Raw genomic sequence first — 21,076 nt, 5'->3', positions numbered from 1 at the left:
ATTGGGATGTTCCAATACTCTCCTATCCATTACACTGATGGAAATTCGTAATTTATAATTAAGGTATGCATAGAATGGATGATTTGCGGCGTATCGATATGAATCTGCTGTTAACGCTGCATGCGCTGTTGACGGAAAAACACGTCACGCGGGCAGCACTGCGTCTGCACCGCAGTCAGCCTGCCGTCAGCCATTCACTATCACAGCTTCGCCAGATTTTTAACGATCCGCTGCTAGTCCGGCGTGAAGTTGGCCTGACGCTGACGACCCGCGCTCAGGCGCTACTCGATCCGCTGGAACAGGCGCTGGATCAGTTGAACGGGCTCATCCAGACACCGCAGTTCGATCCGCGCCATACCACGCGGCATTTCCGTTTAGCGCTCTCCGATTACGGTACGAATGCCGTCTTGCCAACGCTCATGCAGCATCTGCGCGCGCAGGCACCCGGCATTTCGCTGGCCGTCAGTCATGCCGGTCGTGAAATGATGCTGGCACAGTTGATCGATGGAGAAATCGACTTAGGTCTCGGTGTTTTCCCCACACGCCCACCCGAGGTGCACGCCGAGCTTCTCTTTGAAGAGCAGTTTGCCTGTCTGGCCGACCATGCCACACTGCCAGAAAACGGTACGCTGTCGCTTGAGGCGTGGCTGGAGCGGCCGCATGTTCTGGTCACCATGCATCCTGATTCTGCCAATGAAGTTGACAACACGCTGGCTGCAAGCGGCCTGTCGCGTAATGTGGTGCTAACGCTGCCCCACTGGCATGCCGCCATCAACCTCATTGCCGGAACTGATCTGATTTTAACTGCCGCGCTGCGTAGCATGGCGCGGGTTAATACGCCCGACTTGCACATTTTTTCGCCCCCATTCACGATACCCGACTTTGCCTTCCAGCAGGTATGGCACACGCGACGCGAGAGCGATCCTGCGCATCGCTGGCTGAGACAAGCCATTTGGGAAAGTTGTCAGGCGGCAAATTAAAAACACCGGGTCAGAAAACGAAAAAACCCGCACAAGGCGGGTTTGGCGAGCATCGTATGTCGACAGCGCTCTTGCAGGAAAGCGCGCTTAGCGACGTTCCAGAATTTCGAAGCAGTAACTGTGTGAGTTACGCTCGTCAGCATCATGGAATTCGCTGAAAACAGACTGCCATTCATCCGGCTCGTAGTCAGGGAAATGCGTATCGCCTTCCACTTCAGCATCAATGTGCGTCAGGTAGAGACGATTGGCCTGCGCCAGCATTTGCTGATAAATACTACCGCCGCCAATCACCATCACTTCCTCAACGTCACCTGCCGCCGCCAGCGCAGCGTCCAGCGAAGAGACCCAGGTTACACGATCGTCATCACCGGGATGATTGCTGACGACAATGTTCAGTCGGCCGGGCAGCGGCTGACCGATAGAACGAAAAGTATTACGCCCCATAATAATCGGCTTATTCAGCGTATTACGCTTAAACCACGCCAGATCGGCGGGCAAATGCCACGGCATCGCGTTTTCCATGCCAATCACGCGATCCACTGCCAGTGCAGCAATCAAACTAATAACCATGGTGAAAAAACCCTGTAGGTCAGAAAATTGCTGACACTATACGGAAAGCCCTTTCGCTCGTCGATATAGATACGAGACCGAAACGTAATATAAGAGTTTTATACTCCTGGTCGTTTGCGGTAGAGCCAGATTCCCGGTAAAGACAGGCCGATAGAGAGCGCACCAACGATAAAACTGGCCTTCAGGAAGTTGGTCATCATGACGTTCATCAGCGCTTCGCTGTAGCCAAGATGCGAGATTTCCACCACCGAAATCATCGCCGTGTAGGCGGAAATACCGGGAAACATCGGGATCACAGCCGCTACGGTGAAGACTTTCGGGTGCGCCAGCAGCCAGCGTGACCAGCGAATACCGATGATGCCAATCAGGATTGCCGCCAGAAACGACGCCCACTCAATATTCATACCGAAATGTATCGCCAGAAACCGTACGCCGTGCCCGACGCCGCCCAACAGCGCACAGTAAGGCAGCACTTTCAGCGGTACGTTGAAGACCATCGCAAAGCCCAGCGCAGGGACCGCCGCCAGCACCATATCCTGCAAGAGTGCCCACAGTAAACTTAAGCCCATCCGCGTAACCCCCACAGCGACATCGCCATCACCACGCCAATACAGGTTGCCAGCGTCAGTAAACTCGCGACCGTCCAGCGCGCCAGACCGGTATTCACGTGGCCTTTAAACATATCCGCTACGGCGTTAATCAGCGGAAAACCGGGAACCAGCAGCAGCACGCTCGCCGCCATCGCCACCGTCGAGGTTTGAGAAAAAGTGGGTAAACGCATTAACAGCCCGGATGCCGACGTCGCGACAAATGCCGTAATGCAGAAGTTAATCAACGGATTCAGATGTCGCGCTGTAAAAACCTGCCGGACGTACATTGCCAGACCGCTAGCAATCAGCGTGACGATAAACGCGTCCCACCCGCCGCCGTTCAAACGGCTGAAGCAGCCGCAGGAGAGCGCCACAACGGAAACCATCAGCCAGCGCGGGTAGCGCAAGGGTTTGATATTCCCCAGACGCTTTTCCACACCCGCCACATCCAGCAATTTATGCTCGGCCATGATGACCGCATGCTGAACTTCAATGACGACGTGCATATTAATGCCACGGTCCACATTTTTACGTGTCGACGTCAGGCAATGCCCTTGCATGATAGTGGTCAGGACAATCGAGTTTGCCGAGATTGAACTCTCGACGCTATCAGCGCCCAGAGCCATACCCAGCCGCGACGATAGCTGTTCCACGACCATACTCTCCGCACCATGCTGTAACAGCAGCAGCGCACACTGGATGCACAGCCGGGTTATTTCCCGCTGCTGTGGCGCTTCACCCATCCGTTTTGTATTACTGAGTAATTCACGGTTCTCACATTCACTGACCATGTTGTTATCTCAACCCGCCCCTGAAATTAACCACAAAAAATTAAAGGACAATTGTTAACATATCGCCGCCGAATAACCAATAAGTGTGATGCGAATTCATTATTCTGGCGCTATCATTTCAAACGCATTGACTATTTTCACGCTCAGGAATGATCATGTTAGAAACATCGCTGTTTGTCGCGACCATCGCCACGCTGGGAATGATCTCTCCCGGCCCCGACTTTTTCCTCGTCATCAGGAATGCCGCGCGTTACCCGCGCGTCGCCGCGCTGATGACCGCGTTCGGCGTAGTCTGCGGTGTGGCAACGCATATGGCGTACTGCGTCGCCGGGCTCGCTGTCGTCATCACCACCACACCGTGGCTGTTTAATGTACTGAAATATGCAGGCGCCGCCTATCTGATCTGGATCGGTATTCAAGCGTTATTCGCGCGCGGTGGCAGCAAGATGGACGTATCGAACCTGGTGCAACAAAGCGTCAGTCTGAAAAAAGCGTTCCTGCAAGGTTACCTCTGCAACCTGCTTAATCCAAAGGCTACACTGTTCTTTCTGGCGATGTTCACGCAGGTTTTGAATATTCACTCCGGCATCGGTGAAAAGCTGTGGTACGCCATGATTATCTTGCTGCTATCTGCCGTCTGGTGGCCGCTGTTAGTGGTGCTTTTCCAAAGCGAACCCGTGCGGCGTGGGTTGGCTAAAGTGCAAAAACTGGTGGATAAGCTGCTAGGAACGGTATTGATCGCATTGGGCATCAAGGTGGCACTGGGGTGAGATTGTCACCAGGCTTGCTCGCCTGTCGCCGTCTGGATTGAGATAAAAACCCCCTCGATTTTCACCGAAGGGGTTATGTTCTTATCCTGACGCTAGCTTAGTAGCTGGCATAATAAACACGTAACCGATGGTGATCGGGATCGAGTGCTACGAATGTCAGGCCAAAATCCATCTGGGTGATATCCTGAGCGATAGTCATATCCCGTGCCTTCCAGTTTTCATAAATCGCGTTCAGTGCGACCTCACTCTCGACACGAATGGCTAATTCGCTACCACCGCCCGCCAGTTGGGTTAGCGGTTTAACCTCATGCTTAGACCACAACCCCAATAACAGCCCTGAGTCAAAGGCAAACATGGCAAAGTTTTCCGACTTCTCAACAGGCTGAAAATCAAACAGTTCACGATAGAAACGTTCGCTGGTAACGGCATCTTCCACATATAAAATAATAAAATTTGGTGCGTTCATCAGAGACTCCCTGTAATCAGGTGGGTAATAAGCAGAAGGCTTCTGCTTGCCTGAATGCATCGTAGTACGCACTGATGTCAATTTCTGTCAGTAGCCATTACTGCTGAGGAATGTCCTCTTTTTCATGCCATTCTTTTAATAACTGCTGGCGACGACGAGGATAACGCTGCTCCAACACCGTCATACTACGGATGCGTTCAGCCCTGAAGTGACGAAACTGCTGACGGCGTTCGCACCAGGCGGCAATCACATGCGTTTGATCGAAAAATCCCAATGCAAACGGCCAGATAGTTCGGAGAGACTCATTACCCTGCAGGTCACAATAAGCAATCTCCGTACGACGTTCTGCCCGAATAGCGTAACGTAAGGCTGATAAGTCGATAGCAACAGCGGGAGTAAATTCCGCTTTACCCACTAATAGTCCTGAAGAATCAAGCGCGTTACGCAACTCTGGTGGTAATACCGCGGCAATCTTCATCAATGCATTACGAGCTGCCCCCGCCAAACGCTCATCGGTTCTTCGGACGACCCAGCGCGAACCCAACACTAATGCTTCAATTTCCTCTTCTGAAAACATCAGAGGGGGCAGAATGAACCCTGGGCGCAGGATATAACCTAATCCCGCCTCACCCTCAATATGCGCTCCCTGCAACTGTAGCGTGGCAATATCACGATAGACCGTTCTCTGGCTCACACTTAACTTTTCCGCCAAATACGCTCCTGTTACGGGAAAGCGGTGATGGCGTAATATCTGTAAAAGCTCAAGCAAACGCTGCGTTCTGGACATCATCTCACCCTGATTTCAGGCATAGGAAACTTACTCAATACCTGCCTCAAAACCGAGTGGCAGAGGATTTCAGGCTACACAAAAATACAAAAAAGCCAGCGCTGTTGCCAACGCTGGCTTTTTCTTATCGGCTTACTGCCTATCGAGGTCGGTCAATCAGCCTTTAATCATCGCATGCATTTCCTGCACGGAAGTCACCTTCTCCGTCGGATCGGCCGTCAACGACATTGCCGTGGCGAAACCACCGTTCAGCGTCGTGTCGTAATGCACCTTGTATTGCAGCGCGCTACGGCGAATCAGCTTGGAATCTTCAATCGCCTGACGCCCTGCGGTGGTGTTGACGATGTAGGTGTACTCGCCGTTCTTGATGCGGTCCTGAATGTGCGGACGACCTTCATGCACCTTGTTCACCAGACGTGGATTAATGCCTGCTTCACCCAGTTCAATTGCCGTGCCGTGCGTCGCATCGAGTTCAAAACCGTGCTTCAGCAGCTTGGCCGCCAGATCCACCACGCGAGCCTTATCGCCTTCACGTACCGACAGCAGCGCACGTCCGGTTTTCTTCATGTGCGAGCTACTACCCAGCATCGCCTTGGCAAACGCTTCAGCAAACGTGCGGCCAACGCCCATCACTTCACCGGTCGAACGCATTTCTGGCCCCAGAATCGGGTCAACGCCAGGGAATTTGTTGAACGGCAGCACCACTTCTTTCACCGAGTAGTACGGCGGGATAATTTCTTTCGTGACGCCCTGCTCAGCCAGCGTTTTGCCTGCCATCACGCGTGCCGCGACTTTCGCCAACGGAACACCCGTCGCTTTCGAGACAAACGGTACGGTACGCGCGGCACGTGGGTTCACTTCAATCAGATAAACTTCGTTATCCTTCACCGCGAACTGCACGTTCATCAGGCCGCGAACGCAGAGTTCAAACGCCAGTTTTTCAACCTGCTGACGCATCACGTCCTGAATCTCTTTGCTCAGCGTGTAGGCTGGCAGTGAACATGCCGAGTCACCGGAGTGAACCCCTGCCTGCTCGATGTGCTCCATGATGCCGCCAATCAGCACGCGTTCGCCGTCACAGATCGCATCGACATCGACTTCGATGGCATCGTCAAGGAAACGGTCTAACAGAACAGGCGCATCGTTGGACACGCTAACGGCGGTCTGGAAGTAGCGACGCAGGTCAATTTCGTCATACACGATTTCCATCGCGCGGCCGCCCAGAACATAAGAAGGACGCACAACCAGCGGGTAGCCAATGCCACGCGCTTTTTCTACCGCCTGTTCAATCGTCGCTACCGTGGCGTTAGCAGGCTGCTTCAGCCCCAGACGATTAACAGCCTGTTGGAACCGCTCGCGGTCTTCTGCACGGTCAATCGCATCGGGGCTGGTACCGATAACCGGCACACCTGCCGCTTCCAGCGCACGCGCCAGTTTCAGCGGCGTCTGGCCACCGTACTGCACGATCACGCCTTTTGGCTTCTCGATACGGACAATTTCCAGCACGTCTTCAAACGTTACCGGCTCGAAGTACAGACGGTCAGAGGTATCGTAGTCTGTTGAAACGGTTTCCGGGTTGCAGTTGACCATGATGGTTTCATAGCCATCTTCACGCAGCGCCAGCGAAGCGTGGACGCAGCAGTAGTCAAATTCGATCCCCTGACCGATACGGTTAGGCCCGCCACCCAGCACGATGATTTTGTCACGATCCTGAGTCGGGTTGGCTTCACACTCTTCTTCATACGTGGAGTACATGTAAGCAGTATCGGTGGCGAATTCTGCCGCACAGGTGTCGACGCGCTTATATACCGGATGCAGGTTAAATTTATCGCGCAGTTTGCGAATTTCGCTTTCCGCCACGCCAGCCAGTTTAGCCAGACGCGCATCAGCAAAGCCTTTACGCTTCAGCGTACGCAGGAATTCGGCATCCAATGCGGTTGCACCTTTCTCTGCGACCTGCTCTTCCAGACGCACCAGCTCTTCAATCTGCACCAGGAACCAGCGGTCAACGTTGGTCAGGTTAAACACGCCATCGACAGACATCCCTGCGCGGAAGGCATCGGCGATGTACCAGATACGCTCTGCGCCGGCATCTTTCAGCTCGCGGCGAATTTTGGTCAGCGCTTCAGGGTCATCTAAATCCACTTTCGGATCGAAGCCCGTTGCGCCGACTTCCAGCCCGCGCAGCGCTTTCTGCAGAGATTCCTGCTGTGTGCGACCAATCGCCATCACTTCACCCACAGATTTCATCTGCGTGGTCAGACGGTCATTGGCACCCGCGAATTTTTCGAAGTTGAAACGTGGAATCTTGGTAACAACGTAGTCAATGGCTGGCTCGAAGGACGCTGGCGTACGGCCACCAGTAATGTCATTCATCAGTTCATCAAGCGTGTAACCCACCGCCAGTTTGGCCGCGATTTTCGCAATCGGGAAACCCGTAGCTTTAGACGCCAGCGCGGAAGAACGCGATACGCGCGGGTTCATTTCAATCACGATCAGACGGCCAGTTTTCGGGTTCACCGAGAACTGAACGTTGGAACCGCCAGTTTCTACACCGATTTCACGCAGTACCGCCATCGAGGCGTTACGCATGATTTGATATTCTTTATCGGTCAGCGTTTGTGCCGGTGCGACGGTGATGGAGTCACCCGTGTGGATCCCCATAGCATCGAAGTTTTCGATGGAGCAGACGATGATGCAGTTGTCGTTCTTATCACGCACCACTTCCATCTCATACTCTTTCCAACCGATCAGCGATTCATCAATCAGCAGCTCTTTGGTTGGTGAAAGATCCAGACCGCGTTCGCAGATCTCTTCAAACTCTTCGCGGTTGTAAGCGATACCGCCGCCGGTGCCGCCCATGGTGAAGGAAGGACGGATGATGCACGGGAAGCCAACGTCAGCCGCCACAGCCAGTGCTTCTTCCATCGTGTGTGCGATACCAGAACGCGCCGTGTCCAGACCGATCTTCTTCATCGCGACGTCAAAACGACGACGATCTTCTGCTTTATCAATCGCATCCGCCGTTGCACCAATCATGGTGACGCCGAACTCCGCCAGCACGCCCTGACGTTCCAGCTCCAGCGCGCAGTTCAGCGCGGTCTGGCCGCCCATCGTTGGCAGCACCGCGTCTGGACGCTCTTTTTCAATGATTTTACGCACCACTTCCCAGTGAATCGGCTCGATGTAGGTCGCATCGGCCATTTCCGGGTCGGTCATGATGGTTGCCGGGTTAGAGTTCACCAGAATAACGCGGTAGCCCTCTTCGCGCAGTGCTTTACAGGCTTGTGCACCCGAGTAGTCAAACTCACACGCCTGGCCGATAACAATCGGGCCTGCGCCCAGAATCAGGATGCTTTTAATATCTGTACGTTTTGGCATTTTCTCGCTCCTGATTATTTAGCTGAAGAACGGTAAGTCTGAATCAAGTCAATAAAGTGGTCGAACAGTGGCGCAGCATCATGCGGGCCTGGGCTCGCTTCTGGGTGCCCCTGGAAGCTGAACGCTGGCTTATCCGTGCGGTGAATCCCTTGGACCGTGTGGTCAAACAGGGATTTATGCGTAACGCGCAGCGTGTCAGGCAGATTATCTTCATCAACCGCAAAGCCGTGGTTCTGTGCGGTGATCATCACGCAGTTGTTATCCAGATCTTTTACCGGATGGTTACCGCCGTGGTGACCCAGCTTCATTTTGATGGTCTTCGCACCGCTCGCCAGCGCCAGCAGTTGGTGACCCAGGCAGATACCGAATACCGGAATATCCGTTTCCAGGAAGGTTTTAATCGCGCGAATCGCGTAGTCACACGGCTCTGGGTCGCCCGGGCCGTTAGAAAGGAAAATGCCGTCTGGATTCAGTTTCAGCACATCTTCGGCAGGTGTCTGCGCCGGAACGACCGTCAGGCGGCAGCCGCGATCCACCAGCATACGCAAAATGTTGCGTTTCACACCGTAGTCATAAGCCACAACGTGGTAAGGCAGTTCGCTTTCGTTTTTCGCCGCAGGCAATTCGCCTTCCAGCGTCCAGCTTCCCTGTAACCAGCTGTAGCTTTCTGCCGTCGTCACTTCTTTTGCCAAGTCCATTCCCTTCAGCCCTGGGAACGCTTTCGCTTTCTCCAGCGCAACAGCGGCATCCGGCGCATCGCCCGCGATGATGCAGCCATTCTGCGCGCCTTTTTCACGCAGCAGACGGGTCAGTTTACGGGTATCGATATCAGCAATGGCGACGATGTTGTTGCGTTTGAGGTATTCAGACAGGCTTTCTTCACTACGGTAGTTGCTGGCAATCAGAGGTAAATCGCGAATAACCAGACCTTGAGCCTGTACAGAGGGGGATTCTTCATCGTTGGCATTGGCGCCGACATTACCGATATGGGGATAAGTGAGAGTGACAATCTGGCGGGAATAGGAAGGATCAGTAAGGATTTCTTGATAACCGGTCATCGACGTATTGAAGACCACTTCCCCCACTGCCGACCCTTCTGCCCCAATGGCCCGACCGTGGAATTGGGTTCCGTCTTCCAGAACCAATAGCGCTGACTTAATCAAAACACCCTCCAAGGAATAAAAAATCACGTTATTTGCATATTAATTCAGATTCGAGCCACTAAATCAATGCAAAAACTACCTGTAAGGCCAATTTTTGGCAAATTGGGCGCATTTTAATGATGGTCTTCCTGATTGTCTACCCAAACCGCTTTTTTTCTCTTATTTTTATGCTTTCCGAAATAAATAGCCATCCACTGACGTAAAAAACCACATCAACTTAGGTAAGTAAACGGTTGCGAGGCAACATCGTTAAAATAAGGATAACAAATCGCCAGCAAAGGGCATTTCAGGAGTAAAGGGGAAGTATCGCCGCTAAAAAATCGAATAAAAAACAGATAAAAACAAGTGATAATAAAAAATTCAAACTAAAAGCTTAAAAATAAAGGTGATAGTAAAAATAATCACCTTTATCAGTAACATATGATTTTTTATAAAAAATTAAAAACTATAAATCATCCAGAGAAAGCACATCTTTCATATCAAAAAGACCGTTTTCTTTCGAACGAATCCAGATTGCAGCCCTTACCGCACCATTGGCAAACGTCATGCGGCTGGATGCCTTGTGGGTAATCTCAACGCGCTCGCCAATATCCGCAAACATCGCCGTATGTTCACCAACAATGTCACCCGCCCGCACGGTCGCAAAACCAATGCTTTTCGGATCGCGCTCACCGGTATGACCTTCACGCGCATACACGGCACAAGACTTCAGATCGCGTCCCAGCGCATCGGCAATCGCTTCGCCCATCGCCAGCGCGGTGCCAGACGGCGCATCCACTTTGTGGCGATGGTGTGCTTCGATGATTTCAATATCAGTATAGTCGCCCATGACCTTGGCCGCTTTTTCCAGCAGCTTCAGCATGACATTAACGCCGACGCTGAAGTTCGCTGCAAACACAATCCCGATATCTTGTGCGGCCTGCTTAATCGCCGCCTTTCCTGCGTCATCAAAGCCCGTTGTCCCAATAATCATGCCCTTACGGTGCTGATGGCAAAATGCCAGATGCGCTAAGGTGCCTTCCGGGCGCGTGAAGTCGATCAAGATATCGAAATCATTCTGCACGGCATCCAGGCTTTCATTCACGGTAATACCGCTTTTACCCAACCCGGCGAGTTCACCGGCATCGCTGCCTATCAGAGACGAACCAGAACGTTCCAGCGCCGCGCCCAATACCACGCCGTCCATTTGCTCGATGGCCTGAATCAGTTGGCGTCCCATACGGCCGCCCGCGCCTACAACAGCAATACGGATGGATGAATCCTTCATAATGTCTCTCTCTTTTTGATCCTGACGACATAAAAATAACATCAGGTTAACGGGCACTGCGCACTATCGCCAGCGGATTTACCACCAGATTAGAAAATACTGTTTGAAGCCGCAGAAAATCAGCAAAACTGTCTCATCACAGGCGGCAGAATCGCGTCTGGAAGCGATGAAAAACCGTGAAGCGTTTGAAGACATGCAGGGAAGGTCAAAAATAAACCATATGGCATAACGCATAAAAATTCATTTTTATGCATTAACATTTTCATGAGGGAATACAGGGGGAGAAAACGGAGGGGAATAACAGCGATAGAGCCGAAGCCCTATCGCAGAAACAGCGCTAATCGACCTGTTTGACTTCAACACGCAGCTCTTTCGGCACTTCAAAGACGATATTTTCTTCGCGCCCCTGCATTTCAACGGCAACCTTGCCGCCTAATGCTTTCAGGCGTTGAATCACCTGTTGTACCAGGATATCCGGTGCGGATGCGCCTGCGGTTACCCCAACATGCGCAGCGCCCTCTACCCATGACTCCTGGATATCTTCAGCTGAATCAATCAGATAAGCCGCTTTCCCCGCTCTCTGTGCCAATTCAGCAAGACGGTTGGAGTTTGAGGAATTTTTAGAGCCCACAACAAACACGACATCCGCCTTATCTGACAAATGGCGAACGGCTTCCTGACGATTGGTCGTGGCATAACAGATATCATCTTTACGCGGGCCGACGATCTGCGGGAAACGCTCACGCAACGCATCAATCACCGCATAGGTATCATCAACAGAAAGCGTGGTTTGCGTCATAAAGCACAGGTTGCTTTCATCTTTTACCTGTAACTGCCAGACATCCTCGGGGGATTCCACCAGATACATGCCACCATCCGCATTGCTGTACTGCCCCATCGTCCCTTCAACTTCAGGGTGTCCGGCATGCCCGATAAGAATCGCTTCTACGCCTTTCTTACTGGCTCTGGCCACTTCCATATGCACTTTGGTTACCAGCGGGCAGGTCGCATCGAATACCGTCAGGTCACGGCTTTTTGCTTCATTGCGTACCGCTTGCGAAACGCCATGTGCCGAGAAAATCAGAATCGCGCCGTCCGGCACGTCTTCAATCTGCTCAATAAAAATGGCACCACGTTCGCGTAACCCGTTAACCACATAGCGGTTATGTACCACTTCATGACGGACGTAGATCGGCGTACCAAATAGCTCCAGCGCACGCTCCACAATGCTGATAGCACGATCGACACCGGCACAAAAGCCGCGTGGATTAGCCAGCAGGATCTGCATGGGACACCTCCTGTTGTACGGGATCGATATCCAGCACTTCAAGATCGAAGGTAATCGCCTGACCGGACAGAGGATGATTGAAATCCACGGTAACCGATTCCTCGGTCACATCGCGGATAATCCCCGGCATATCATTCCCGGCAACGCCGCTGAACAGCATGATGGTGCCAACATCCGGCACGCCGGTCTGAGCGAAATCACGACGCAAGAAGAACTGGATTAGGTTCGGATTGGTCGGCCCAAAGGCCGACTCCGGCGGCAGCGTAAACTTGCGTTTATCACCACGTTTCAATCCCAACAGATTTTGTTCCAGCGCGTCAGATAGGCTGCTATCGCCAAGGCGGAACAGCGCTGGCTTGCCGCGCTCACGCGTAGACTCGGCCGTGGAGCCATCCTCCAGCGTGAGAATAAAATGCACCAGCAGCGCGCTGTTGTGCTGCACAGTCTCGGACATCAGTGACCCTTTTGCTTAACGGTATCAGTATCATCATGCGTACTGAAAAACCCTTCCAGTACGATGAGCGCCGCACCAATACAAATGGCGGTATCGGCCAGGTTAAACGTGGCAAAGTGCCAGTCACCGACATAGAAATCGATGAAATCGACGACAAACCCATGCCACGTCCGGTCAAACAGATTGCCCAGCGCACCGCCGATAATCAGCGAATACGCAATGTTATTCAGCCTGTGTTTGACGCTGCCACGGTACATCATCACCAGCAGCGCAACCACGATAGCAATCGCGATACCAGCAAAGAACCAGCGTTGCCAGCCGCCTTTATCCGCCAGGAAGCTGAATGCTGCGCCGTAGTTACGGGCGTAATGCAGATTCAGAGAAGGCATCACTGGCACCGTATCCCCCAGCGCAAAGTGGGCAAGGATCCACTGCTTGCTGCCAAGATCGATAACTAAAACCAGCACCGCCAGCCAGAGCCAGCGCAGTCCACTCGAACAGATTTTATTCATCAGACAAATTTACGCTCTTCGCCGTTACCGCCCACGTTAGTCGCACAGCGACCACACACTTCAGGATGATCGGCATTGCTACCGATATCCGTCTCGTAATGCCAGCAGCGTGGACACTTGTGCCCTTCTGCCTCACTTAAGGCAATTTTCAGTCCGGTGAGTTCCGTTGCCTGCGCGCTATCCGGCGCATTTTCATAACGTTCTACCAGCGCTTTTGACGTCAACAGCGCGAAGTGCAGTTCCTGACGCAGCTGGTTCAGCTTGCCCGCCAGATTGGCATCGGCATACAGCGTAACGGAGGCTTCCAGCGATCCGCCGATGCGCTTGTCATTACGCGCCTGCTCAATGACTTTGTTCACTTCGCTACGCACTTTCAGGACATCCGCCCAGAACGAATCGTTCATGGTTTCTGCGCTATCCAGCGAGAACAGACCGTCATACCACTCTTCGGTAAAGACGTACTGTGCACGCTCGCCCGGCAGGTAGTTCCAGATCTCATCCGCAGTGAAGGACATAATCGGCGCCATCCAGCGAACCAGTGCTTCAGAGATATGGTACAGCGCGGTCTGGCAGCTACGGCGCGCAACGCTATCGCCTTTGGCCGTGTACTGACGATCTTTAATGATGTCCAGATAGAATGAACCCATTTCGATCGAGCAGAACTGCATCAGGCGTTGTACGACACGATGGAAATCATAGCTTTCATACGCTTCGAGGATCTCTTCCTGCGCCGCTTTCGCACAGCCGACCGCCCAGCGATCCAGCACGACCATATCTTCTGGTTTCACCATATGTTGCTGTGGATCGAACCCATTCAGGTTCGCCAGCAGGAAACGCGCGGTGTTACGGATACGGCGATAGGCATCGGCAGAACGCTTCAGGATCTCATCAGATACGGCGATTTCACCGGAGTAATCTGTTGAACCGATCCACAGACGCAGAATATCAGCACCCAGCTTATTCATCACGTCCTGCGGACTCACGGTATTCCCGATCGACTTGGACATTTTGCGGCCCTGACCATCCACGGTAAAACCGTGAGTCAGTACCTGCCGGTAAGGGGCTTTGCCTTTGATCGCCGTAGAGATCATCAGGGAAGACATGAACCAGCCGCGATGTTGGTCAGACCCTTCCAGATACATATCCGCCGCGTGGCCGCCGAATTCAGGGCGTACATCCACGACAGACGCGTGCGTCGATCCAGAATCGAACCACACATCCAGCGTGTCCGGCACTTTGACGTAGTTGTCAGCGTCTGCGCCTAGTACATCGGCCGGATCGAGATCCCACCATGCCTGAATGCCGTCGGCTTCAACACGTTTCGCCACCGCTTCAATCAGCTCAGCGGTGAGCGGATGCAGCTCTTCCGTCTCTTTATGAACGAACAGCGACATCGGCACGCCCCAGGTACGCTGACGGGAGATACACCAGTCAGGACGGTTGGCGACCATCGCTTCGATACGCGCCTGACCCCAATCCGGGATCCACTGCACGCCTTTGATTTCAGACAGCGACTGCTTACGCAGGCCTTTCTGATCCATGCTGACAAACCATTGTGGCGTGGCACGGAAAATGATCGGCGACTTATGACGCCAGCAGCACGGGTAGCTGTGTTGTAATTTCTCTACGTGCAGCAACATGCCTTTTTCACGCAGGATTTCAACGATCAGATCGTTGGCTTTGAAAACGAATTTGCCGTCCAGTTCAGGATAGGTGCCGCTCAGGTAGCAGCCATTCGGCCCAACCGGGTTAGCGATTTCCAGATTGTATTTTTGGCTAATCACATAGTCGTCAGGGCCGTGACCACCGGCGGTATGCACCGCACCGGTACCCGCATCCAGCGTCACGTGCTCGCCCAGAATAGCCGGTACGTCGAAGCTCAGGAACGGGTGTTTGAAACGCAGCAGCTCAAGATCGGCGCCTTTACAGTCGCCCAGAACGATCCACTGGGTCACACCTGCGCGCTTCATCACGCTTTCAACCAGATCGGCCGCCAGAATCAACGCCTGACCGTCAATTTGCACCAGTTGATAATCGAATTCCGCATTCAGTGAAATCGCACGGTTTGCCGGCAGCGTCCACGGCGTCGTCGTCCAGATCACCAGCGAAACAGGGCCGTCTACGCTACTCACGCCAAATTTAGCTAATACCGCCGCGACATCGCTGGCGTTGAACGCCACATCAATGGATGGAGAGGTTTTGTCGTAATATTCGACTTCCGCTTCCGCCAGCGCGGAACCACAGTCCGCACACCAGTGAACTGGCTTCGCACCCTTATGCAGGTGGCCGTTTTCAATGATGCGACCCAGCGCACGAATGATGTTCGCTTCGGTTTTGAAATCCATCGTCAGATAGGGGCGATCCCAGTCGCCCAGCACGCCGAGACGAATAAAGTCAGCTTTCTGTCCGGCAACCTGCTCTGCCGCATATTTACGGCATTCTGCACGGAATTCTGCCGCGCTGACTTTCTCACCCGGCTTACCGATCAGCTGTTCTACTTTCAGTTCAATCGGCAGACCGTGGCAGTCCCAGCCCGGCACATAAGGAGAATCGTAGCCAGACAGGCCTTTCGATTTAACGATAATATCTTTCAGAATCTTGTTAACTGAGTGACCAATGTGAATACTGCCGTTCGCGTATGGAGGGCCATCGTGCAGAATGAAGGTCTTCTTTCCCTTCTTCGCATTGCGAATAATCCCGTACAGATCCTGTTCATACCAACGTTTCAGCATGTCAGGTTCGCGCTTGGCCAGATCGCCACGCATCGGGAACCCTGTTTCCGGCAAGTTCAGGGTAGTCTTATAGTCACTCATTAGATTCTCGATTTCGTTTCGGCTAGAAAAATTAAACCGGTGTCTTTAACCCGAAGAACGTCCGGGCTGTCACCACATCATCGGCGATTTGCTGTTTTAACGCATCGAGCGAAGCAAAACGCTGTTCATTACGGATCTTTTTACGCAGTACGACTTCAATATGACGACCATAGAGGTTCATCGCCACGTCCAGCAAATGCACTTCAAGCTGCTGGCGTTTGTCACCGTTTACGGTCGGACGCGTGCCAATATTGGCGACGCCCGGCAGCGGTTCTTGCCCCAGCCCATAAACGCTGACGGCATACACGCCGCTGACAGGGGAAACCTGACGTTTCAGCGGCAGATTGGCGGTAGGGAACCCGATGGTTCGCCCCAATTCTTTGCCATGCTCCACACGTCCGGAAATGCTGTAAGGATGGCCCAGCAGGCTTTCCGCCAGCTCAAGCTCATCACGACTGAGCGCTTCCCGCACGGCAGTGCTGCTAACCCGTTTACCACCATTACAGAACGAATCGGTGCTGATGACATCAAATCCCGACTCACGTCCAGCCTTCTGTAATAACAGGAAATCTCCCTGACGACCAGCCCCGAAGCGGAAGTCATCCCCCACAACCAGAAACTTCACGCCCAATTTCTTCACCAGCAGAGAAGAAACGAACGTCTCGGCATCATTGGCGGCAAAACGCGCATCGAATCTGACGCACAGCAGATAGTCCACGCCAGCCTGCGCCAGATATTTCACCTTGTCACGCAGACGCGTCAAACGGGCAGGCGCTTTTTCCGCAGCGAAGAGTTCCAGCGGCTGTGGTTCAAAAATCATCACCATCACCGGCAGCCCACGAGCGCGTCCTTCCTGCTTCAGTCGTTCAAGCAGCATTTGGTGTCCGAGGTGCACGCCGTCAAAATTACCAATAGTGAGCACACAGCCGTAATGGTGTGCTCGAAGATTGTGTATACCGCGAATTAGCTGCATGGCTGGCCCAGAACAAAGGGTTAATATTATGGAAATCGGCGGATTATACCTTGTACAGCGAGTAAGGTTAACCCGCGATTCGCGCCTTTTGCAGCCACCCTGTAAATCGTGCCGGTATTTGCACGTTTTTTAGCGGAATCATCGATGGATGACGCCCAGACGCAGAATATCCAGATAGCGGATGCCCTGTACAATCCGACTTTACCGATGACAGACAGGGTTTTATCGAATTCAGGATGAATTTATGATGCGAAAGGCTGTATTCCACCGCGTGAAGCTGCTAAAATCCTGCGCCATCACAACGTAACAAGTGTCGACGTACAAACGACGCTTATTTGCACAAATCCATTGACAAACGAAGGCTAAACGAGCATATTCCACGGCCTTTGAATTGTCCTCGATTGAATATATTTGGGAGTTGGACCTTGGCTAATATCAAATCAGCTAAGAAACGCGCCGTACAATCTGAGAAGCGCCGTAAGCATAACGCAAGCCGTCGCTCTATGATGCGTACTTTCATCAAGAAAGTATACGCGGCGATCGCGACTGGCGATAAAGAAGCGGCACAGAAAGCGTTTAATGACATGCAACCGATCGTGGATCGCCAGGCTGGTAAAGGCCTGATCCACAAGAACAAAGCTGCACGTCATAAATCCAATCTGGTTGCGCGCATCAACGCCATGCAATAATCACGCACCTGCGTGTTGTTGCTAAGAAAAAACCGGCTCAGGCCGGTTTTTTTGCATCCGTAGTATCACTGAAGAGCGCCGAAAAATCCGCGTTACACACGCGCTGCACCGCCGGATGCTGGATCATTCTGGCCGCAAAAATCGCATAATACTCGTCCTGAATGTTCTCGATCCTGCCGATCTCGACGATGTCGCCCTGCTGGTAAATCTCATTGGCATACAGCGATGGCGCAACGAAAATCGCCTCATTATTAATGCCGAAGGCAGTCATCAACGCTGCATCATCAAATTCACCCAAAATGTTTACCTGAATATTCTGCGCAGTAAACCAGTTCAGCAGTTTCCGTCCCAGCATGGTTCGCCGTCCTGGAATCAGTAATTTACGTTGTTCAAGGCAGGCAGGGAAAGCATCTTCGGGCTGAGGACGTTTACAGTAAAAGCTTACGCCACACTCGCCCAGCTTGATTGAAAATAGCCCTTCCTGCTGCGTTGAATCCACCGGACAGTCCGACAAAATCATATCCAGCTTATGCTGACTCAACTGCTCCAGCAGCATTTCGTGCGTCGACTCAAAACAGCGCAAATGGATATGCTCCTGTTCCGTCACGACCGTTTCCAGCACCCTGCTCACCAGCCGTTTGGACAATGCGTCTGCCACACCGACATCGAATAGCAGGTTCGATTCTTTGCGGTAGTTCACAATATCCAACATTTCTTGGCTGAGCTGGAACATGCTATCCGCATAGCGAAAAACAAGCTGCCCCAGCTCTGTCGGTTCCAACCCCCGTCCCTTGCGCTTGAAGAGCTTGCCTTGCAGACGCTCTTCCAGGCATTTGATCTGCCCGGTAATAGTCTGCGGCGTTAAGAACAGCGTCTCTGCCGCACCGGCAACGGAGCCAGACTTATAAACCTGCCAGAAATAATAGAGATGATTAAAATTCAAATGAGACACACCCGCCCCCTCTTCGCGCCTCCGGCATAGCATCAACCCTTACACGGCTGCACCGCCTTGTCCAGCGTAGGCAACACCCCGCGCAGTGCCAGATAGCCGAGCAGCGCCGCCAGCCCCGATGCCAGCAAGATTCCCAGCTTGGCATAGGTAATCAATTCCGCATCGCCACCGGAAAAGGCCAGCAGCGTAATGAATATCGACATGGTAAAACCGATACCACACAGCACGGACACCGCCACAATCTGGCTAAATCCAACGCCAGCAGGTAGACGAGCGTAGCCCAGTCGTATGGTTAGCCAACTGAGCAAGGTAATACCCAGCGGTTTACCAATCAGCAGCCCGGCGGCGATACCCAGACTCAAAGGGGAGAACAGTTTTTCCAGCACAATTCCCTGTAACACAATGCCTGCGTTAGCGAAGGCAAACAGCGGGATAATCAGAAACGCGACCCACGTTTGTAAACCGTGTTCCAGCGTGGTTGCCGGAGACGTTTCTCCGTCGGACGTACGCAAGGGAATAAAGAATCCGACGATCACCCCAGCCAGCGTCGCATGAACGCCACATTTCAGGATACAGACCCACAGGACCATCCCCACCAGTAAATAGGCGGATGTTTTCCTGACCTGTTGCCTGTTCAAATAGGCCAGCGCGGCAACCGCCAACACCGCGCCGCCCAGCGCAGGCCAGAAGATCTGCTGCGTATAAAACAGGGCAATGATCAGGATCGCTCCCAGATCGTCAATGATCGCCAACGCCAGCAGGAAGACTTTTAATCCTGCGGGCACGCGCTTGCCCAATAGCGTCAGCACGCCAATGGCGAACGCAATATCCGTCGCAGCGGGAATCGCCCAGCCAGCGCGTGTGACCTCATCCTTTGCGTTGAAAAGCAGAAACAGCAAGGCGGGAAAAATCATTCCGCCTACCGCCGCCGCCAGTGGCAACATTGCCTGTTGACGGCTGGCTAACGAACCTTCGACTAATTCGCGCTTCACTTCCAAACCAATCAGCAGGAAGAAAATCGCCATCAGGCCATCGTTAATCCACAGCAATAGGTTCTTATTGATTTCCAGCGCGCCAAATCGCATTTCCACCGGCATCATCAGGAACTGTTGATAGCCAGCGGCAGTAACAGACCAATTGGCAAACGTGAGCGCCAGCAGCGTCGCCATCATTAACATCACACCAGCCGCCGCATCCAACTGAATAAAGCGGCGAATCATTGTTATCATTGACGTAATCTCCCATCAGACACGAACATAAATACCGTACGTCCGCTTTCTTGCCAGCAAGACTACGCAATCTGACTACTCGTTAAAAGCAGATTAAAACTGGCATAAACATCGTAAAAATCGATCTATTAAGTGAGGGGCATTTTAGAGGAAGTCATAAAAAAACCGGCGGGTTTACCCCACCGGTCTTTTGATTACGCGTTAACGATAAGCCATTAGCGTGTCAAATCGTCGAAGAATTTCTTCACGCCATCGAAAAAGCTTTTCGAACGCGGGCTGTTTCTTTCACCAGACGGGCCGCCGAAACTCTCATCGAGTTCTTGCAGTAGCTGTCTCTGACGCTCGTTCAGGTTAACTGGCGTTTCCACAACCACGCGGCACAGCAGATCGCCCTGCGCACCGCCACGTACCGATTTCACGCCTTTGCCACGCATACGGAACAGTTTGCCGGTTTGCGTTTCCGCAGGCACTTTCAGCTTCACGCGGCCATCCAGCGTCGGAACTTCAATCTCGCCGCCTAATGCTGCCATCGCAAAGTTGATCGGCACTTCGCAGTACAGGTTATTTTCTTCACGCTGGAAGATCGGGTGCGCTTTAACCTGCACCTGAACGTACAAATCCCCTGACGGCGCGCCGTGCTCGCCCGCTTCGCCTTCACCGGACAAACGGATACGGTCGCCCGTGTCCACGCCCGCAGGAATTTTCACCGACAGCGTTTTGCTCTTCTCTACGCGGCCATGACCGTGGCATTTGACGCACGGATCTTTAATGATCTTACCGCGACCATGACAGTGTGGACACGCCTGCTGTACGGTAAAGAAGCCCTGACGCATCTGAACCTGACCATTACCATGACAGGTTGGACAGGTGATCGGAGAGCTACCCGGCTTCGCACCGCTGCCGTGGCACACGTCACACTCTTCCAGTGCGGGAATACGGATCTCTTTGGTGACGCCACGTACCGCCTCTTCCAGCGTCAACTCCATGTTGTAGCGTAAATCGGATCCACGGCTCGCGCGCTGACGGCGGCCACCGCCAAAAATGTCCCCGAACACGTCGCCAAAAATATCACCAAAATCGGCACCGCCGCCGCCAAAGCCACCGCCGCCTCCGCCCATACCACCTTGCTCAAACGCCGCATGACCGTACTGGTCGTAGGCAGCGCGTTTTTGCGAGTCGGTAAGGATCTCGTAGGCTTCTTTGATCTCTTTGAACTTGGCTTCTGCCTCGCTATCACCCGGATTGCGATCGGGGTGGTACTTCATCGCCAGACGCTTGTAGGCCTTCTTTATTTCGCGCTCATCCGCGCTTTTAGCAACGCCCAGGCTTTCGTAATAATCTTGCTTCGCCATTTCTTTTCCTGCCCTCAACATGCGTGCACGGGCGCAGAGTTTCCTCGAC

At 52.9% G+C, this 21,076-nt stretch carries 19 protein-coding genes; 3 read left to right on the top strand and 16 right to left on the bottom strand.

Translation table 11 applies throughout. From position 1 onward, the window contains the following. The first annotated feature begins 74 nt into the window (after nucleotides 1-74). Nucleotides 75-980, top strand: coding sequence for a LysR family transcriptional regulator (locus WCT94_RS13275; protein ID WP_336869928.1), 906 nt, complete (start codon nucleotides 75-77; stop codon nucleotides 978-980). An 87-nt stretch (nucleotides 981-1,067) separates the two neighbouring features. On the opposite strand, the gene folA is transcribed toward WCT94_RS13275, so the two are convergent. The 3 genes from folA to WCT94_RS13260 all read right to left on the bottom strand — a co-directional run bounded on the left by folA (nucleotide 1,068) and on the right by WCT94_RS13260 (nucleotide 2,883). Next, on the bottom strand, nucleotides 1,068-1,550 hold the full coding sequence (folA, locus tag WCT94_RS13270) for a type 3 dihydrofolate reductase (protein ID WP_010299774.1): 483 nt from the start codon (nucleotides 1,548-1,550) through the stop codon (nucleotides 1,068-1,070). A 98-nt stretch (nucleotides 1,551-1,648) separates the two neighbouring features. After that, nucleotides 1,649-2,119: a threonine/serine exporter gene (locus WCT94_RS13265; RefSeq protein WP_039483391.1), complete on the bottom strand. Its 471-nt coding sequence runs from the start codon at nucleotides 2,117-2,119 to the stop codon at nucleotides 1,649-1,651. Continuing rightward, nucleotides 2,110-2,883 carry a threonine/serine exporter family protein gene (locus tag WCT94_RS13260; protein WP_271878972.1) on the bottom strand — a complete coding sequence of 258 codons (774 nt, stop codon included), beginning with the start codon at nucleotides 2,881-2,883 and terminating at the stop codon, nucleotides 2,110-2,112. The genes WCT94_RS13265 and WCT94_RS13260 overlap by 10 nt, the downstream gene beginning before the upstream one ends. Nucleotides 2,884-3,086: 203 nt before the next feature. Between WCT94_RS13260 and WCT94_RS13255 the strand changes: the two genes are divergently transcribed. Beyond that, a complete protein-coding gene (locus WCT94_RS13255; RefSeq protein ID WP_181829350.1) occupies nucleotides 3,087-3,701 on the top strand; it encodes a LysE family transporter in 615 nt (204 codons plus the stop codon). Nucleotides 3,702-3,798: 97 nt separating this feature from the next. Here the strand turns inward: WCT94_RS13255 and WCT94_RS13250 are convergent, their stop codons facing one another. From WCT94_RS13250 to ribF, 10 genes are all read right to left on the bottom strand, one after another. Next, nucleotides 3,799-4,167: a VOC family protein gene (locus WCT94_RS13250; RefSeq protein WP_225181921.1), complete on the bottom strand. Its 369-nt coding sequence runs from the start codon at nucleotides 4,165-4,167 to the stop codon at nucleotides 3,799-3,801. A gap of 97 nt (nucleotides 4,168-4,264) precedes the next feature. Continuing rightward, nucleotides 4,265-4,954, bottom strand: a complete 690-nt coding sequence (locus WCT94_RS13245) for a helix-turn-helix transcriptional regulator (RefSeq protein WP_336869926.1) — start codon at nucleotides 4,952-4,954, stop codon at nucleotides 4,265-4,267. Nucleotides 4,955-5,110: 156 nt separating this feature from the next. Then, nucleotides 5,111-8,335, bottom strand: coding sequence for a carbamoyl-phosphate synthase large subunit (gene carB / locus WCT94_RS13240; protein ID WP_336869925.1), 3,225 nt, complete (start codon nucleotides 8,333-8,335; stop codon nucleotides 5,111-5,113). A 14-nt stretch (nucleotides 8,336-8,349) separates the two neighbouring features. After that, entirely contained in the window at nucleotides 8,350-9,498 is a 1,149-nt protein-coding gene (gene carA, locus WCT94_RS13235; protein ID WP_039324200.1) for a glutamine-hydrolyzing carbamoyl-phosphate synthase small subunit, read from the bottom strand. Between the two features lie 445 nt (nucleotides 9,499-9,943). Beyond that, nucleotides 9,944-10,765: a 4-hydroxy-tetrahydrodipicolinate reductase gene (dapB, locus tag WCT94_RS13230; RefSeq protein ID WP_336869923.1), complete on the bottom strand. Its 822-nt coding sequence runs from the start codon at nucleotides 10,763-10,765 to the stop codon at nucleotides 9,944-9,946. 337 nt (nucleotides 10,766-11,102) lie between these two features. Continuing rightward, nucleotides 11,103-12,053, bottom strand: a complete 951-nt coding sequence (gene ispH / locus WCT94_RS13225; protein WP_336869922.1) for a 4-hydroxy-3-methylbut-2-enyl diphosphate reductase — start codon at nucleotides 12,051-12,053, stop codon at nucleotides 11,103-11,105. Then, complete coding sequence (fkpB, locus tag WCT94_RS13220; protein ID WP_256598989.1) at nucleotides 12,034-12,507, bottom strand: FKBP-type peptidyl-prolyl cis-trans isomerase; 474 nt, start codon at nucleotides 12,505-12,507, stop codon at nucleotides 12,034-12,036. The genes ispH and fkpB overlap by 20 nt, the downstream gene beginning before the upstream one ends. After that, nucleotides 12,507-13,022 carry a signal peptidase II gene (lspA, locus tag WCT94_RS13215; protein ID WP_319849564.1) on the bottom strand — a complete coding sequence of 172 codons (516 nt, stop codon included), beginning with the start codon at nucleotides 13,020-13,022 and terminating at the stop codon, nucleotides 12,507-12,509. Before lspA ends, fkpB begins: the two co-directional genes overlap by 1 nt. Next, a complete protein-coding gene (gene ileS, locus WCT94_RS13210; RefSeq protein WP_336869921.1) occupies nucleotides 13,019-15,832 on the bottom strand; it encodes an isoleucine--tRNA ligase in 2,814 nt (937 codons plus the stop codon). The genes lspA and ileS overlap by 4 nt, the downstream gene beginning before the upstream one ends. Nucleotides 15,833-15,863: 31 nt before the next feature. Then, complete coding sequence (ribF, locus tag WCT94_RS13205) at nucleotides 15,864-16,805, bottom strand: bifunctional riboflavin kinase/FAD synthetase (RefSeq protein WP_319849421.1); 942 nt, start codon at nucleotides 16,803-16,805, stop codon at nucleotides 15,864-15,866. 425 nt (nucleotides 16,806-17,230) lie between these two features. Between ribF and rpsT the strand changes: the two genes are divergently transcribed. Then, nucleotides 17,231-17,494: a 30S ribosomal protein S20 gene (gene rpsT, locus WCT94_RS13200; RefSeq protein ID WP_010681770.1), complete on the top strand. Its 264-nt coding sequence runs from the start codon at nucleotides 17,231-17,233 to the stop codon at nucleotides 17,492-17,494. A gap of 37 nt (nucleotides 17,495-17,531) precedes the next feature. Here rpsT and nhaR read toward each other — a convergent pair whose 3' ends face one another. The 3 genes from nhaR to dnaJ all read right to left on the bottom strand — a co-directional run bounded on the left by nhaR (nucleotide 17,532) and on the right by dnaJ (nucleotide 21,027). Further along, nucleotides 17,532-18,446 carry a transcriptional activator NhaR gene (gene nhaR / locus WCT94_RS13195; protein WP_336869920.1) on the bottom strand — a complete coding sequence of 305 codons (915 nt, stop codon included), beginning with the start codon at nucleotides 18,444-18,446 and terminating at the stop codon, nucleotides 17,532-17,534. 32 nt (nucleotides 18,447-18,478) lie between these two features. Next, nucleotides 18,479-19,675 (bottom strand): Na+/H+ antiporter NhaA, encoded by a 1,197-nt coding sequence (nhaA, locus tag WCT94_RS13190; RefSeq protein WP_336869919.1) that lies wholly within the window; start codon nucleotides 19,673-19,675, stop codon nucleotides 18,479-18,481. 215 nt (nucleotides 19,676-19,890) lie between these two features. After that, a complete protein-coding gene (dnaJ, locus tag WCT94_RS13185; protein ID WP_319849424.1) occupies nucleotides 19,891-21,027 on the bottom strand; it encodes a molecular chaperone DnaJ in 1,137 nt (378 codons plus the stop codon). Nucleotides 21,028-21,076: the final 49 nt, after the last annotated feature.

The sequence above is a fragment of the Pectobacterium sp. 1950-15 genome (assembly GCF_037136835.1).
GTDB lineage: Bacteria > Pseudomonadota > Gammaproteobacteria > Enterobacterales > Enterobacteriaceae > Pectobacterium.
The sequence above is the reverse complement of the archived record's forward strand: the minus strand, read 5'-3'. Positions and strand labels throughout refer to the sequence as shown.

Excerpts from the sequence above, each read along its gene's own strand:
- WCT94_RS13275 (WP_336869928.1), top strand. The coding sequence starts at position 75 with ATGGATGATTTGCGGCGTATCGATATGAATCTGCTGTTAACGCTGCAT.
- folA (WP_010299774.1), bottom strand. The coding sequence starts at position 1,550 with ATGGTTATTAGTTTGATTGCTGCACTGGCAGTGGATCGCGTGATTGGC.
- WCT94_RS13265 (WP_039483391.1), bottom strand. The coding sequence starts at position 2,119 with ATGGGCTTAAGTTTACTGTGGGCACTCTTGCAGGATATGGTGCTGGCG.
- WCT94_RS13260 (WP_271878972.1), bottom strand. The coding sequence starts at position 2,883 with ATGGGTGAAGCGCCACAGCAGCGGGAAATAACCCGGCTGTGCATCCAG.
- WCT94_RS13255 (WP_181829350.1), top strand. The coding sequence starts at position 3,087 with ATGTTAGAAACATCGCTGTTTGTCGCGACCATCGCCACGCTGGGAATG.
- WCT94_RS13250 (WP_225181921.1), bottom strand. The coding sequence starts at position 4,167 with ATGAACGCACCAAATTTTATTATTTTATATGTGGAAGATGCCGTTACC.
- WCT94_RS13245 (WP_336869926.1), bottom strand. The coding sequence starts at position 4,954 with ATGTCCAGAACGCAGCGTTTGCTTGAGCTTTTACAGATATTACGCCAT.
- carB (WP_336869925.1), bottom strand. The coding sequence starts at position 8,335 with ATGCCAAAACGTACAGATATTAAAAGCATCCTGATTCTGGGCGCAGGC.
- dapB (WP_336869923.1), bottom strand. The coding sequence starts at position 10,765 with ATGAAGGATTCATCCATCCGTATTGCTGTTGTAGGCGCGGGCGGCCGT.
- ispH (WP_336869922.1), bottom strand. The coding sequence starts at position 12,053 with ATGCAGATCCTGCTGGCTAATCCACGCGGCTTTTGTGCCGGTGTCGAT.
- fkpB (WP_256598989.1), bottom strand. The coding sequence starts at position 12,507 with ATGTCCGAGACTGTGCAGCACAACAGCGCGCTGCTGGTGCATTTTATT.
- ileS (WP_336869921.1), bottom strand. The coding sequence starts at position 15,832 with ATGAGTGACTATAAGACTACCCTGAACTTGCCGGAAACAGGGTTCCCG.
- ribF (WP_319849421.1), bottom strand. The coding sequence starts at position 16,805 with ATGCAGCTAATTCGCGGTATACACAATCTTCGAGCACACCATTACGGC.
- nhaA (WP_336869919.1), bottom strand. The coding sequence starts at position 19,675 with ATGATAACAATGATTCGCCGCTTTATTCAGTTGGATGCGGCGGCTGGT.
- dnaJ (WP_319849424.1), bottom strand. The coding sequence starts at position 21,027 with ATGGCGAAGCAAGATTATTACGAAAGCCTGGGCGTTGCTAAAAGCGCG.